Origin of the sequence: Rhodococcus sp. NPDC059969, from assembly GCF_042738325.1 — a bacterium.
Lineage (GTDB): Bacteria > Actinomycetota > Actinomycetes > Mycobacteriales > Mycobacteriaceae > Rhodococcus_F.
In genome coordinates, this window is record NZ_JBHWUF010000001.1 from 615,253 (window position 1) to 629,251 (window position 13,999).

General features: G+C 62.1%; 12 protein-coding genes. 7 read left to right on the forward strand and 5 right to left on the reverse strand.

Annotated features, from left to right (window positions below; translation table 11 throughout):
• Positions 1-31: 31 nt before the first annotated feature.
• On the reverse strand, positions 32-973 hold the full coding sequence (locus tag ACFWAD_RS02815) for an NAD-dependent epimerase/dehydratase family protein (RefSeq protein ID WP_378541209.1): 942 nt from the start codon (positions 971-973) through the stop codon (positions 32-34).
• Positions 974-1,107: 134 nt separating this feature from the next.
• Between ACFWAD_RS02815 and ACFWAD_RS02820 the strand changes: the two genes are divergently transcribed.
• A complete protein-coding gene (locus ACFWAD_RS02820) occupies positions 1,108-1,803 on the forward strand; it encodes a TetR/AcrR family transcriptional regulator (RefSeq protein WP_378541212.1) in 696 nt (231 codons plus the stop codon).
• Positions 1,804-1,857: 54 nt separating this feature from the next.
• On the forward strand, positions 1,858-2,463 hold the full coding sequence (locus ACFWAD_RS02825) for a YqgE/AlgH family protein (RefSeq protein ID WP_378539876.1): 606 nt from the start codon (positions 1,858-1,860) through the stop codon (positions 2,461-2,463).
• Between the two features lie 266 nt (positions 2,464-2,729).
• On the opposite strand, the gene ACFWAD_RS02830 is transcribed toward ACFWAD_RS02825, so the two are convergent.
• Positions 2,730-3,710, reverse strand: a complete 981-nt coding sequence (locus ACFWAD_RS02830; RefSeq protein ID WP_003942582.1) for a bile acid:sodium symporter family protein — start codon at positions 3,708-3,710, stop codon at positions 2,730-2,732.
• Between the two features lie 4 nt (positions 3,711-3,714).
• A complete protein-coding gene (locus ACFWAD_RS02835) occupies positions 3,715-4,884 on the reverse strand; it encodes an MFS transporter (protein WP_378541215.1) in 1,170 nt (389 codons plus the stop codon).
• A 162-nt stretch (positions 4,885-5,046) separates the two neighbouring features.
• On the opposite strand from ACFWAD_RS02835, the gene ACFWAD_RS02840 reads away from it, so the two are divergent.
• Positions 5,047-5,742, forward strand: a complete 696-nt coding sequence (locus tag ACFWAD_RS02840) for a FadR/GntR family transcriptional regulator (protein WP_378541217.1) — start codon at positions 5,047-5,049, stop codon at positions 5,740-5,742.
• Here the strand turns inward: ACFWAD_RS02840 and ACFWAD_RS02845 are convergent.
• Both ACFWAD_RS02845 and ACFWAD_RS02850 read right to left on the reverse strand, forming a co-directional pair.
• On the reverse strand, positions 5,711-6,670 hold the full coding sequence (locus tag ACFWAD_RS02845) for a DUF1648 domain-containing protein (RefSeq protein ID WP_378541219.1): 960 nt from the start codon (positions 6,668-6,670) through the stop codon (positions 5,711-5,713). The two genes, ACFWAD_RS02840 and ACFWAD_RS02845, sit on opposite strands and share 32 nt — an antisense overlap.
• A 5-nt stretch (positions 6,671-6,675) precedes the next feature.
• Positions 6,676-7,170: an SdpI family protein gene (locus ACFWAD_RS02850; protein ID WP_030537477.1), complete on the reverse strand. Its 495-nt coding sequence runs from the start codon at positions 7,168-7,170 to the stop codon at positions 6,676-6,678.
• 101 nt (positions 7,171-7,271) lie between these two features.
• On the opposite strand from ACFWAD_RS02850, the gene leuS reads away from it, so the two are divergent.
• The 4 genes from leuS to ACFWAD_RS02870 all read left to right on the forward strand — a co-directional run bounded on the left by leuS (position 7,272) and on the right by ACFWAD_RS02870 (position 13,979).
• Complete coding sequence (leuS, locus tag ACFWAD_RS02855) at positions 7,272-10,118, forward strand: leucine--tRNA ligase (RefSeq protein WP_378541221.1); 2,847 nt, start codon at positions 7,272-7,274, stop codon at positions 10,116-10,118.
• Between the two features lie 145 nt (positions 10,119-10,263).
• Positions 10,264-11,367, forward strand: coding sequence for a DNA-binding protein (locus ACFWAD_RS02860; protein ID WP_378541224.1), 1,104 nt, complete (start codon positions 10,264-10,266; stop codon positions 11,365-11,367).
• A 224-nt stretch (positions 11,368-11,591) separates the two neighbouring features.
• Positions 11,592-12,188, forward strand: a complete 597-nt coding sequence (locus ACFWAD_RS02865) for a hypothetical protein (protein ID WP_378541227.1) — start codon at positions 11,592-11,594, stop codon at positions 12,186-12,188.
• A 342-nt stretch (positions 12,189-12,530) separates the two neighbouring features.
• Positions 12,531-13,979, forward strand: a complete 1,449-nt coding sequence (locus ACFWAD_RS02870; protein ID WP_378542893.1) for an MFS transporter — start codon at positions 12,531-12,533, stop codon at positions 13,977-13,979.
• The last annotated feature ends 20 nt before the right edge of the window (positions 13,980-13,999 follow it).

Below are 13,999 nucleotides of genomic sequence, written 5' to 3' on the forward strand. Positions count from 1 at the left end.
CGTTCTTGGGTCAAGGGACCCACCTGCAGGTTCAGGCAGCAACGGTGCGAGCCTGTTCCGCGCGCCACCAGGCGACGGTCTCTTCGGCAGCCTGATCGAGCGGCGTAGGCGAGAGTCCGAGCAGCACTTCGCTGGCGCTCGAATCCATGACGAACGGCTTGGTGAACTGGTAGTTCATCTCCGCGAGTTCACGGCTGTCGGTGTTGATCTTGCCGACGGCGTCGAGCACCCAGGCGGGCAGGACGCCCACCTTGGCGGGGGACGCCCCGGCGGCGCGGGCGAAGGCCTCGGCGATCTTGCGTTGGGTGAGCGCGGGGCCAGTGGGCGCGTGGAGGACGGAGTTCCAGAGTTCGGGGTTGTGTGCTGCCGCGATCATGGCTGCTGCGAGATCGGGAATGTAGGTGAAGGAGTGTGGCTGATCTGCGGAACCGATGACTCGAATCTTCTTACCTGCCATGACCTTCGGAACCATGCGTTCGCCGGCGTGAGCGGTCCGGACACGAGGACCGAAGAAGTCCGAGGCCACGACGCTGACGGTGGGTGTTGCCGAGGCCTCGCGAGCACGCAGCAGTGCGGTGCGCACTCCGCGCTTGCCGCCAGTGGCGTTGCGCGGGTCGGATTCGGTCATCAGGGTGTCGGAGTTGTAGGCGTAGAGGCTTTCGGGGAAAACCACGACGGCACCGATGGATGCGGCCGCGTCGAGCACAACCTTCTCGGCCGCCGGGAGTTCCCTCTCCCAATCGGCTGCGTTGTAGGCGGCGTGGATGCAGTGGTAGATCGCCGTGGCGCCCTCGCTGACCGAGCGAAGGGCCTCGGAATCCGAGACGTCGACGCGTCGGCGGTCGATCAGCGGGTGCTCGGGCCCGCTGCCGGACCTGGTCAGGAGCCGGACGTTGATTCCCTGCTCGGCGAGCTGTAGCGCGACGGCGGATCCGACGGGTCCTGCTCCGGTGACGATTTCGAGGTTCGACATGGTGTGCTCCTTCTTGTTTCGAGTGAACTGAGAGCACTGCTCTCGTTTTCAAGAATGCACCCGCGCTCCAGTGCTGTCAAGAGCAGTGCTCTCTTTTGTTGATACTGCTCTCGGGAATGGGGCAAGATGGACTCATGGTTGGAACTCCCCGTGAGCGGGCGCGCGAACAGACGCTGCAGGACATCACCCGGATCGGGCGCGAGCATCTCGCTGCCGTCGGCGCTGCAGCCTTGTCCCTGCGGGCTGTCGCACGTGATCTGGGAGTCGTTTCGTCAGCGGTGTACCGCTATGTCGCCAGTCGCGACGAACTGCTGACCTTGTTGGTGGTGGACGGGTACACGGAACTGGGCGCGGAGGTAGGCGCTGCCGTGGATGCCGTTGCAGCAGAAGACTTCCGCGGGCAGTTCATGGCTCTCGGGCGCGCTGTCCGGAGCTGGGCGATCCGGGAACCGGCCCGCTACGGTCTGTTGTTCGGCAGCCCCGTCCCCGGCTACGACGCCCCGGGCGAACAGACCACCGGCCCTGGCACCCTCGTTGTGACCCGGCTGATCGGGATCATCGACGCCGCCCATCGCGCGGGTTCACTGACGGTGCGAGAGGGTCCGGGCCTGAGTGACACGTTGGCAACGGACCTCGAGGGAGTGCGGAAAGAACTGGGCACCGACTTGCCGCCGGATGCCGCAGTGCGCGCAACTCTCGTCTGGGTATCGCTGTTCGGTTCGGTGAACTTCGAGGTGTTCGGGCAGTACGGAAGCGATACGTTCACCGATGCGAGTGAGATTTTCGAGCGGCATCTGGCACTACTTGCCGATGTGGCGGGTCTGACCTGAACACGCCTGTGTCAGCGTTCCACTGCATGCAGTCGTCGGTGAGATGATGTCTTTGTGCCGCACGCAGAAGAACCCGAGGATCGAATGGCCTGGATAGAACCGGAGGTTCGTCCGGGCAGTTTGTTGGTGTCGTCGACCGATCTCACGGAACCTGCATTTCGCCGCACCGTCATCTACATGATCGAGCACAACGACGCCGGGAGCCTGGGCGTCGTCGTCAATCGGCCGAGTGAGACGGCCGTGCAGAACGTGTTGCCGCAGTGGTCACCGCTGACCGCGCATCCTTCGGCCCTGTACATCGGTGGACCAGTCAAGCGTGACTCGGCGCTTTGCCTGGGCATCGCTCGCAACGGTGCACGGATCGACGGCGTCGCCGGCCTGCGGCGGGTGGACGGCAAAGTTGTCATGGTGGACCTTGACTCGGATCCGGCGGTCATCGCTCCCCTGGTCGAAGGGATCCGCATTTTTGCCGGTTACTCGGGTTGGACTCTGGGGCAGCTTGATTCGGAGCTCGAGCGTGAGGATTGGATGGTGATCAGCTCACTGCCCTCGGATGTGCTGACGCCGCCCCGAGTCGACGTCTGGGCACGGGTGCTACGACGCCAACCGCTCCCCGTAGCGATGCTGGCCAGCCACCCCATCGAGGTTGAACGGAACTGACCTGTCGGAGGTCGATGATATTCCTGTGTCATCGTTTTCGAGAGAGGTGGCAGCAATGATCGTTGAGCGTCAGATCCAGTGCGCGGACTGTGTTTCGGATGTCGATCACTGCCACGATTGTCTGCTGCGACATGCCGACGGATCACTCGAATGCACCGGCGTGAACTGCGTCGACTTGGCATCGGTCCGCCATGCGTTGTCCATCGATTGTGCTGAACTGCAGGGTGGTTGTGGCTGTGTCGATGCGACCCGAGACGAGTTGCTCGCTAGCTGACGCTGACCGGATCCCGATTCGCGAAGCGTTGCGCCATCGCAGCACAGACGATCAGTTGGATCTGATGGAAGATCATCAGCGGCAACACGATCAGGCCGACGGGCTGGCCCGCGAACAGCACAGCTGCCATCGGTAGGCCCGTTGCCAAGGACTTCTTCGAGCCGCAGAAGATGATGACGATCTGATCGGGAAGATCGAACCCGAGCTTGCGCCCCGCGAGAGTGGTCACGCCGAGAACCAGCGCGAGAATCAGGCAGCACACGATTGTGAGGATCACGATCTGCCAGATCGTGATGGTGCTCCAGATCCCCTCTTTCATGCTTTCGCTGAAGGCGGCGAAGACAACGAGGAGGATCGATCCGCGATCGACGTACTTGGTGGGTTCGGCGTACTTCTGCAGCCATCCGATCACCAGCGGGCGGATCAGCTGACCCACGATGAACGGGATCAGCAACTGCACGACGATGTCGAGGATCGACGAGAAGTCGACCGTCGCCTGGCCGGTGGTGTTCATCAGCAGAACCACCAGCAGCGGTGTGACGAAGACGCCGATCAGGTTGGAGAACGACGCACTGACGATCGCGCCCGCGACATTCCCCTTGGCGATCGAGGTGAACGCGATCGAAGACTGAACCGTCGACGGAACCAGGCACATGTAGAGGATGCCGGTGTAGAGCTCGTCGCTGATCAGGGTCGGCGACAGGAATCGCAGTGCTAGGCCGATCAGTGGGAACAGCACGAACGTCGCGGCGAGGACGACGGTGTGCAGTCGCCAGTGCTTGACGCCCTTCCACGCCTCTTGCGGCGAGAGCCGTGCGCCGTAGAGCAGGAACAGGAAGCCGATGGCGATCTTGGTGGCCCAGTTCAGAATGCTCTCCGCGGTACCCGATACCGGGAACACACTTCCGAGCACGCCGGCGATGATGATGCCGAGGATGAACCCGTCGATGTAGAACCTGCTGAGAAACTTCACCTGGCTAAGGATAACGGCGTGCTCGGGCGGGCTCTCGAGCCCCACGAAGGTTGAAGCCCATCACGGCCAGGCACAGCAGCGTTCCGATGATCGACAGCTCGATGATGGCCGTCTGCATTCCCTGGATCGTGATGGCGATACCCGCGATGATCGACGGGATCGCCAGTCCCGCGTAGCTGACGGTGAAGAACGCGGCCAGAACTCCGCCGTGGCTCTCGCGGGCGTGGGTTCGGGCGGCGGCGTTGACGCGCTTCATGCCGCCGGCAAAGGCCAGACCGTGTCCGGTGCCGACGACGACGGTGATGCCGCTCAGCAGTGCCAGGCTCGGGACGAGGTCGACCACGAGCAACCCGATCATTCCGAGGGCGAGGATTCCCAGGCCGACGGTGACGGACGTGCGCGGGTCCATGCGACTCCCGCCGAGTTGCGCGATCACCGAACAGATCATCACCAGCGCAGCCGCCCCACCGCCGAGTAGAAGGTTGTCGATGTTCAGCAGGTCGGTCATCCATGACGGGACCACCGACTGGAAGAGCCCGACTGCGCCCCACGACAGCGCGACGGCGAGAGAGCTCAGCCAGAACGTCTCTCGGATGGCGGCGGGAACATGTGGCATCTGGAAGAACCGCTTCGGGCGTGTGATGTCCCCGATCCGCGGCAGCAGCAGCAACACGATCAGTGCCGGGATGAACGCGACGAGGAAGATCAGATACGGCAACCGCAGAGGTTGCGGAAGATACTGGGCGATCGCACCGGACACGAGTGGTCCGAGTGCACCGCCCAACGCGCCGGTCACCGTCGAGACGAGCGCGGCCCGTCGGTGATCGAACTTCGGTTCCTGCTCCACCAGCGCGGCACTGCCTGCGGCACTGGCCGCGCCCACCGCGATTCCCTGAGCGACACGGCCTACGAACAACCACACCGTCGCGTCGGCGAATGCCAGAACGAGTGTGCCGACGACGCTCAGCGCGAGTGCAGTCAGAAGCACGGTGCGTCGGCCGAGGGCGTCGGACAGCGGTCCGAAGAACAGCAACGCCGGAACGAGGCCGGCGACGTAGACGCCGTAGATGAGCGTCTGGATGGTGGGCGTGAACCCGAACTCGGTCCGGTACAGCCCGTAGACGGAGGTGGGCATGTTCGCGCCCAAGAGGATCACGGTGAGGACGTAGCCCACGCTGTAGAAGTGTCGATTGGTGCGGCGTGTGCGTTCTTCGGTGGCGACAGCTGTGGCGGACGTGGGAAGCCCCTCCTGAAGACAGAGTTCGAAAATACGTGGGTCGTCCTACGTATCGTAGGTGAGTGGAATGATCGCCGCGAATGCTGTGAGGATGAGTAGATGACCGTTGTTCGCAAGGAGTCCGCGTACGAGCAATCCCTCGACTGGATGCGCGCGCAGATCTCCGACGGCGCCTGGACCGTCGGCAACCGTGTTCCGACCGAGCCGGAGCTGATGAGTGTTCTGGGCGTAGGCCGGAACACCGTGCGCGAAGCGATCAAGACATTGACCTCGACGGGAGTTCTGGAGATTCGTCGCGGATCAGGGACCTTCGTGCGCGCTCGGACCGACATCGGCGGCCTGCTCGGCAAGCACGCGTCCGTCGACGAGATGAAATACGTTTTCGAAGTGCGTCGTGCGCTCGAGATGGAAGCAGTTCGCTTGGCGTGTGAGCGCCGCAGCGACGACGACGTCCGGATACTTCGTGAGCTGGCCGCCAAGCGTGACGTCCCGGCCGAGAACTTCGTAGACGTCGATCTCGCGTTTCACATTGCCGTCGTCGATGCTGCCCACAATCCCGTGCTGAAAGATCTGTTTGCCGGAATCCTCGAAACCGTCCGCGCCACGTACGAGGTGACCGAAGGCGTTCATCCGCCGTCGCTGACGTCCTCGCATCATCAGGGAGTCGCCGAAGCCATTGCCGAACGCGACGTCACCAAAGCCAGGGCGGCGGCATGCGGGTATCTCGAGAAGACTCAGGAAGCGATCGGTTCAGGCTCGGCGGTTACCGAGTCCGGGCGTCGGCCAGTCGATTGAGGGACCCGGCGATGTTTTCGGCCTTCGGCGTCGTGATCGTGAGTCGGTCACCACCGGCGAACGTGATGACCACCGCGGGTCCGGTGCGGGTGACGACGCCGTAGTTCCGACGACCCTTGGCCTTGAGTCCCCAGCCGCCGAAGTCCGCGAACGGTTTGATCTCCGCGACGTCGGCGCCGACAACTTCGTCGATGTCGTAGGTCATCGCAGCCATCCCCATGTTGATCATCCGGATCTCCCGGTCGTCGACGATCACCCGGAAGCGAACCAGGCTGACGACGAGCAGGCCGAGTGCCCCGAAGATGAACAGCGGCCAGAGTGACCGTGTCCCCAGCGCCATGACAACTCCGGGCGACAGAGTGATCGCCGTGAGGATCACCGACCCCTTGGCGCTGAATCCGACGTCGTCGGAGATGGGAAGAGGGCCGCTGCTTCGCGGCAACCCAGCCGAGGGTGTGGTCGCGGCAACCGTGCGGACGCGGTAGTCACGCAGGAACGAGGCGCCCATCCACCCCAGCACCCCGCCCACGCCAAAGCCGACACCGATAGACCACAGCGGGAGTGACGTCGTGGACGGATCGGCGACATCGAGTTGGTTGTAGAGCAATGCGAAGTTCACGCTCGTGATGAGCCCGACCACGCTCAGCCCGACGACCAACATGAATCGACGCATCATCAACATCGCGGGTGCAAGAGCGGCAATCGCGCTGAGACCCCCACCGAAAAGCAGGGTCAGAAGTGCAATCGTCCATGCGTTGGCCGACGGGGTGGAGAAGCCGTCCGGCGAGGTGGTGGTCCAGTGAGTCGCGATCTGTTCCGGGAGGCGAGACTCCCAAATCTTTGTCAGGACGAAGCCGAAGACCGCACACAGCAGCGGAACCACTAGCCCGAATACGACCCCGGCCGGGTCGATCACGCGATGTTTCACGTGAATCAATGAGCCGGCTGGCAAGCATCCTTGAGCGCGCAGGCACCGCAGGAAGCGGTACCGCAAGCGGCAGCGTTCGCCTTGGCCTCGGGGGTCTCTGCCACCGGCTCGTCTGCGGCAGGCTCGGAGTGGCCGCCGCAGTTGCAGTCGTTACCGCATCCGCTCTGTTGCGGGAGTGCGGCGGCTGCGCGGGCGCCGATGCCTCCACCGAAACCGGCAGTGAGGACGGCGACGACGACGGCGATGATCGCGACTGCGACACCGAAGACTCCGCCGATGGTCAGTGCTGCGACTCCGCCGATGACCAACATTCCGGCGGCCGCGAGCATGGTCGGACCGGCCACCTTGTTGGCGAGAGCGAACGACTCCTCGCTCCGCAGGGAATCCTCGGTGCGGACACCGGCCCAGCGGTTGCGCGGGAGTTTGCCGATCAGTCCGGCGACAGCAACTCCACCGACGGCGACAGCGAGCACGAATAGCACCACAGCGACAACGATCACCCATACAGGATAGGCGCGAGTGGAGTTGATGGTATGCCCGGGTCGCGCAGGCTCTACCCTGGTTATCGGTATTTCCGTCAGCCAAGTAGATAGCGACCACAGTGACCGAGTCTCCGCAGTCCCCCGATTCACCAGCCGACGCAACTCCGCAGCACCGCTACACCGCGGAGCTCGCCGGCCAGATCGAGCAGCACTGGCAGGACCGCTGGAGTGAGGACGGCACGTTCAACGCGCCCAATCCGGTCGGTCCGCTCTCCTCGCCCGACGGTGTTCCCGCCGACAAGCTCTTCGTTCAGGACATGTTCCCGTACCCCTCGGGTTCGGGCCTGCACGTCGGTCACCCGCTCGGATACATCGCTACGGACGTCTTCGCGCGCTTCCATCGCATGCAGGGCCGCAATGTTCTGCACACCCTCGGCTACGACGCCTTCGGGCTCCCGGCCGAGCAGTACGCGGTGCAGACGGGTACCCACCCGCGGACCACCACCGAGTCCAACATCGCCAACATGAAGCGCCAGCTGCGACGCCTGGGTCTGGGCCACGACGAGCGTCGTAGCCTCGCGACGACGGATGTCGACTTCTACCACTGGACGCAGTGGATCTTCCTGCAGATCCATGGCGCTTGGTACGACAAGGAAGCCGGCAAGGCGCGTCGTATCTCCGAGTTGGAAGCCGAGTTCGATTCCGGTGAGCGCGCTCTGGAAGACGGACGCGAGTGGGCTTCGTTGGACGTGGCCGCGAAGGCCAAGGTTCTGGACTCGTACCGCCTTGTCTACCAGTCGGATTCGATGGTCAACTGGTGCCCCGGTTTGGGCACCGTGCTGGCCAACGAGGAAGTCACCGCCGACGGTCGTAGTGACCGCGGAAACTTCCCCGTGTTCCGTAAGCACCTCCAGCAGTGGATGATGCGCATCACCGCGTACTCCGATCGCCTGGTCGACGATCTCGAGTACCTGGATTGGCCGGACAAGGTCAAGGCCATGCAGCGTAACTGGATCGGACGCTCCTACGGTGCCGAAGTTACCTTTGCCGCAGGCGAGTACGGCGTCGATGTGTTCACTACCCGTCCGGACACGCTGTTCGGCGCCACCTACGTGACGCTGGCTCCTGAGCACGACTTGGTGGACAAGCTCGTCGCGGACGAGTGGCCCGAAGGTGTCGACGCACGCTGGACTGGCGGTGCCACGACTCCGGCGGAAGCTGTTGCTGCATACCGTAAGTCGATTGCCGCCAAGACCGACCTGGAGCGCCAGGAAAACAAGGACAAGACCGGCGTCTTCCTCGGTTCCTACGCGGTCAATCCGGTCAACGGACACAAGGTTCCGATCTTCATCGCCGACTACGTTCTGACGGGCTACGGCACCGGCGCGATCATGGCAGTTCCGGGACACGATCACCGTGACTGGGAGTTCGCGAACGCGTTCGGGTTGGACATTCTCGAAGTTATTGCCGGTGGCGATGTTTCGGAGGCTGCGTATTCCGGTGACGGCCCGCTGGTGAACTCCGACTACCTCGACGGTCTGGACGTGGCCGAGGCCAAGGCGACCGTCATCAGCCGCCTCGAGGAGGGCGGCCAGGGCAAGGGCACCATCCAGTACAAGCTGCGCGACTGGCTCTTCGCGCGTCAGCGTTACTGGGGCGAGCCTTTCCCGATCGTCTACGACGCGGACGGCAACGCACACGCCCTGCCGGATTCGGCTCTGCCCGTGGTGCTTCCGGAGGTCGAGGACTACGCACCCGTGTCCTTCGATCCGGACGACGCGAACTCCGAGCCCTCTCCCCCGCTGAACAAGGCGACCGAGTGGGTCAACGTCGAGCTCGATCTCGGTGACGGTCTGCAGACCTACCACCGCGACACCAACGTCATGCCGCAGTGGGCTGGCAGCTCGTGGTACCAGCTGCGCTACATCGACCCCACCAACCAGGACGCCTTCTGCGACCCGCAGAACGAGGCGTACTGGACGGGCCCGCGTCCGGAACTGCACGGCCCCAACGACCCCGGTGGAGTTGACCTCTACGTCGGCGGCGTCGAGCATGCGGTGCTGCACCTGCTGTACTCGCGCTTCTGGCACAAGGTTCTGTTCGACCTGGGCTACGTGTCCTCGAGCGAGCCGTACCGCCGCCTGTACAACCAGGGCTACATCCAGGCATTCGCGTACACCGATGCCCGCGGCGTCTACGTGCCCGCAGAAGAGGTCGTCGAGCGTGACGGCAAGTTCTTCTACGAGGGCGCCGAGGTCAACCGCGAGTACGGCAAGATGGGCAAGAGCCTGAAGAATGCCGTTGCGCCGGACGAGATCTGCGCCGAGTTCGGTGCAGACACTCTGCGTGTGTATGAGATGTCGATGGGTCCGCTGGACACCTCGCGTCCGTGGGCGACCAAGGACGTCGTCGGTGCTGCTCGATTCCTGCAGCGAGTGTGGCGCGTCGTCATCGACGAGGAGACCGGCAAGCCTCGTGTCACCGACGAAGCACCCGGTGAAGAGACTCTGCGTGCGCTCAACAAGGCGATTTCCGGTGTCATCGAGGATTACACGGCCCTGCGCGACAACACGGCGGCTGCGAAGCTGATCGAGTACAACAACCACCTCACCAAGGCGTTCCCGGGCGGTGCGCCGCGTGCTGCTGTCGAGCCGTTGGTGCTGATGCTCGCTCCCCTGGCGCCGCACCTCGCGGAAGAGCTGTGGTCGCGTCTGGGTCACACGGAATCCCTTGCACACGGACCCTTCCCGGCAGTCGAGGAGAAGTGGCTCGTAGAGGACACCGTCGAGTACCCGATCCAGGTCAACGGCAAGGTCCGTAGCCGCATCAGCGTCCCGGCGGATGCCGATCGCAAGGCTGTCGAGGAGATCGCCCTGGCCGACGAGAAGATCGTCGCTCTGCTCGAGGGCAACGCACCGCGCAAGGTGATCGTTGTGCCGGGCAAGATGGTGAACATAGTTCTGTAGGGCCTTCGGCCCCTGTGCGCCGTTTTGGTAGTTACCGCTACCGAAACGGCGCACAGTCGTATCTGGGCGATGATCACCGATTGATTGCGAGATATATTGTCCAGCAGAGAAGTTACATTCAGCCGGTAACAGAAATGGATCAAGTGTGCTCAATGCTGCGAGGGTCTTCCGCATCGATGGCCAGAACGCCCTCCCATTCGGCCAGTCCACGCTCAAGCGACACAATCTGGTGGAGTCCGATTTAGAGCGCTGGGTAGTCGCCAACCCCGACGTTCTCGGTACAGGCGTGCAGATAGTGGCGACTCAATATGACAAGTGGGCATTACCGTCGGGCGATCGCGAAAAGTCCCGCCTCGATGTGTTGGCCCTTGACCCATCTGGCCAACTGATCGTCGTAGAGTTAAAGCGCGGCTCCGACAGCAAGATACATCTGCAGGCACTGACGTACGCCGCAATGGTTGCATCATTCACCATGGATACGCTGGCCGAAGCGCACGCGGAGTGGTGCAATCAGCAGAAACTTGACGATATGCCGACGATTACCAGCGCTGAAGCTCTGAACAGGTTGCGTTCGGTGGTGGCTGGAGAAGGAGAATGGACTCCTGATCTCCTCACACGCCCCAAGATCGTACTCATCGCCGAGAGTTTCCACCCGCAGGTTTACACGACCGTCAAATGGCTTACAGAACTTGCTCCGACAGCACTCGACATCGAAATCCACACGGCGACGCTCTTCGTGATCGACGATTCGGAACCCGAAGTGCCACAGCAGTTGTGCTTGACATTTCACTGCGAGTTCCCAGCTGAGGGAATTGAGACCAGAATCCTTACGGCGGGGATCCCGCAAGAAGCCGTGGACCAGGTAACGATGGAAATCGTTGAACGTAGACGCAACAAGAAATCTGTCCACATCATTCAGCAATACGGGCTCATCGACCCTGGCGAACTTCTCACTCTTGAGCTAGGCACATCAGTCAATTCTGCCGTTCGTGCGGATGTCGAACGATGGATTTCGGAAGACAAGAACCGTGGGCGTGCCGAATGGGTTGGCGGTACAACCAAAGTGCTGCGTTGGTGCGCAGAACCGGACAGTACATCGTGGTCTCTTACGGGCCTTGGAAAGCACATCATCGAACAGGCAACGCAATCGAAGCCACACGTCCTGTCGGGGCCGGGCGTATGGCTGCGAGGCGGCCGGACTCTTTACGACATTGCAAGCAACTTCCAGGAAATGGATGAGGACAGCTGAGTTCAAGAATGTGATCGGCGCGGTTCGCGTGGAGCATCCTGTACGTAGAGCTGATATCTTGAGTCGCGTGCAGGGGTTCGACAGCATTGTTGGGGGCGAAGATGTTTGAGGTCTGTACCAATGCTGTTCGGTCACGTGCGCAGAATCTCAATTCCATTCTTTTGTAAATCGATCAGATCGGTATCCCGGCTTCCGGCGACCCCTATATCGAATACTGAATCGCAATGATCGATGTCACCGGAAGGATCTCGATGCCTACGCGTTGTGCGGCTGCGATATTCGGGGTGCTGATTGCATTGGCAGGATGCGCGAAGGAAGCTGACGTAGAAGGTGCAGCCATGGTTCAGGGCGTATCGGTGAACAGAAATTTGACCGAATCTCTTGCGCGTCAATCTGTTATCCAACACTTGACCGATACATTGGCTCAGACTCCGAGCGACGCTGCGTTGTCCCGTCAGCATCCGCAAGCTCCCAGCGGATTGTTTGGCAATGGAACTGTTCTGCCTTGCATCGACGACGACACAGTCGAAAACCGGCCGCTGAACGTCGTCGTCAAGTACTGGGTGGTCGGTATTCCACCGGGTAAGTCCGCTGAATACTTCGACACCATCGTCCGGGTGTGGCAGGACTTCGGATGGAAGCAGTTGACGGCCGAAGGTGGGCTGAAATCGGCGACCGCGCGCACATCCGACGGCTATGCGTTCGATCTCTCTGCGAATACCAATGGCGACCTGATTGTCAGTGCGTCGTCTCCGTGTTTCCCAGCCGGTGCGCGCGGCGGCGAGCCCTTCCCTCTCGGCATCGCCAACCCGAACCGGTGAACGGTAGGAAATTCGCCCCACGTTCAAGTTCGAACCGAAAATCGTTGCCGTTGCTCATAATCCAAGGGCGGTTTCGAGTTCGTGACGCCAATCAGTCGTTGTCCTGATTGTCCCGCTCCGCGGAACATTCTGTAGCGCGTGGTCGACGCGAGGGCTGTGATGCAGGTAACACGTTACCGAGATCGGTAGCTGTCGTTCCATTGCACTTCCCGGCAAGGCCCCCGTCGACGGTATTCGACAGGGGGTCAATCGAATTCGTAGGTGTCCCGAAAGGATCTTCCAGCCATGGCGTCTCATGTCCACAGCGACGGTTCGTCTCCCAGTTTGCCCGAACCGACATCGATGCCGGAGCGGTGGACTCCGCGACTGGTGTTCTCCCTGGCGTCGATTGTTCTACTTCTCGAGATGCTCGCAGTGAGCTACATGATGATCTCCACTGCTCTCCCTGCCATCTCGGTGCACTATCAAACGACGCAGGGAGCCTGGCTGCTCACGTCGTTCCTGCTGCTGGGCGCGGTCGCGTCTCCTCTGCTCGGCAAGCTCGCCGACATGTACGGCAAAAGAAAAGTCCTGCTCTTTGCTGTCGCCGGCGCGGCGGTCGGATCCTTCATTTCGGCGATAGCGCCGAGCTACGCGATCCTGATTCTGGGCCGGTCGCTGACGGGTCTGCTCGTTCCCTGCCTATTCCTGAGTTACTCCCTCATTCGAGATGTTTTTCCGCCGAAAACTGTTGCCTTGGCCGTCAGTATCGCGACTTCCGGTATGGGCTTGATCGCGATCCCGGCGCCGTTCCTCACCGGTTGGCTGATCGACAATCACGGTTTCCGGAGCATCTTCTGGTTCTTCGTCATTGGACTGGTTCTCCTCGGCGGCATGATCTTCGCTTCGACGGCGGAATCAGCTGTGCGACTGCGCTCTTCGCTGGACCTGATCGGAGCGGTGCTGCTCGGATCGGGCATCGCCGGAATTCTGATCGGCGTCAGCTTCGGACCGACCTGGGGCTGGAAGAACGGTTCGACACTGGCCTATCTGATCGGCGGCGTCGCACTGCTGGTGGCTTGGGTTGCCTCTGCCCGTGCCATCCGTGAGCCCTTGATCGACCTGCGCTACTTCGGCAAGCGTTCGGTGATGCTCACCGCCGTCGGTGCCGGTTTCTGCTACGGCGCGTCGGGAGTCTTCACGATTTTGCTGCCGATGATGGTGATGACCCCCGCAGTTCTCGGCCTGGGATACGGATTCGGCGTCACGGCAGAGGGATTCGCGATCTTCCAGGCACCGCTTGGCGGCATGGTAGTGGTCGGTGGCTTGATTGTGGGCTTCCTCGTGGGACGCAACATCCGACCGCGTCTGCTGATGATCACCGGAATGATCCTCATGGCAGTTGGATTCACCTTGACGGCCACCATTCACGACAACAAGCCGCTGCTCATCATCTTTGCCGGAATCTTCGGTGTCGGTATGGGTATGGGCTACGCCTCCATCCCGAACCTGCTCATCGAAGCAGTGCCGCCGCAGTTGCAGGCAACCACGGCGAGCATGGTCGCGGTCTTCCAGAGCATCTTCCCCGCAGTGCTTCCTGTCATCGCCTTCACGGTCTTGAACTCGCACATCGCGATGGCGATGGAGGGCGCTGTGTTCTACACCGACGAGGGTATGCGTATCGCGTTCCTGATCGGCGCTGCTGCAGCAGTTCTCGGTGCGATCGCGGCTGTGTTCCTGCCGCGAAACATCGTTCAGATCGGTGCAGAAGACGGCGCGGCGCAGGAGACATCCCTCCTACCAGCACACTGATCGGAAATGCTGCGCGTGTA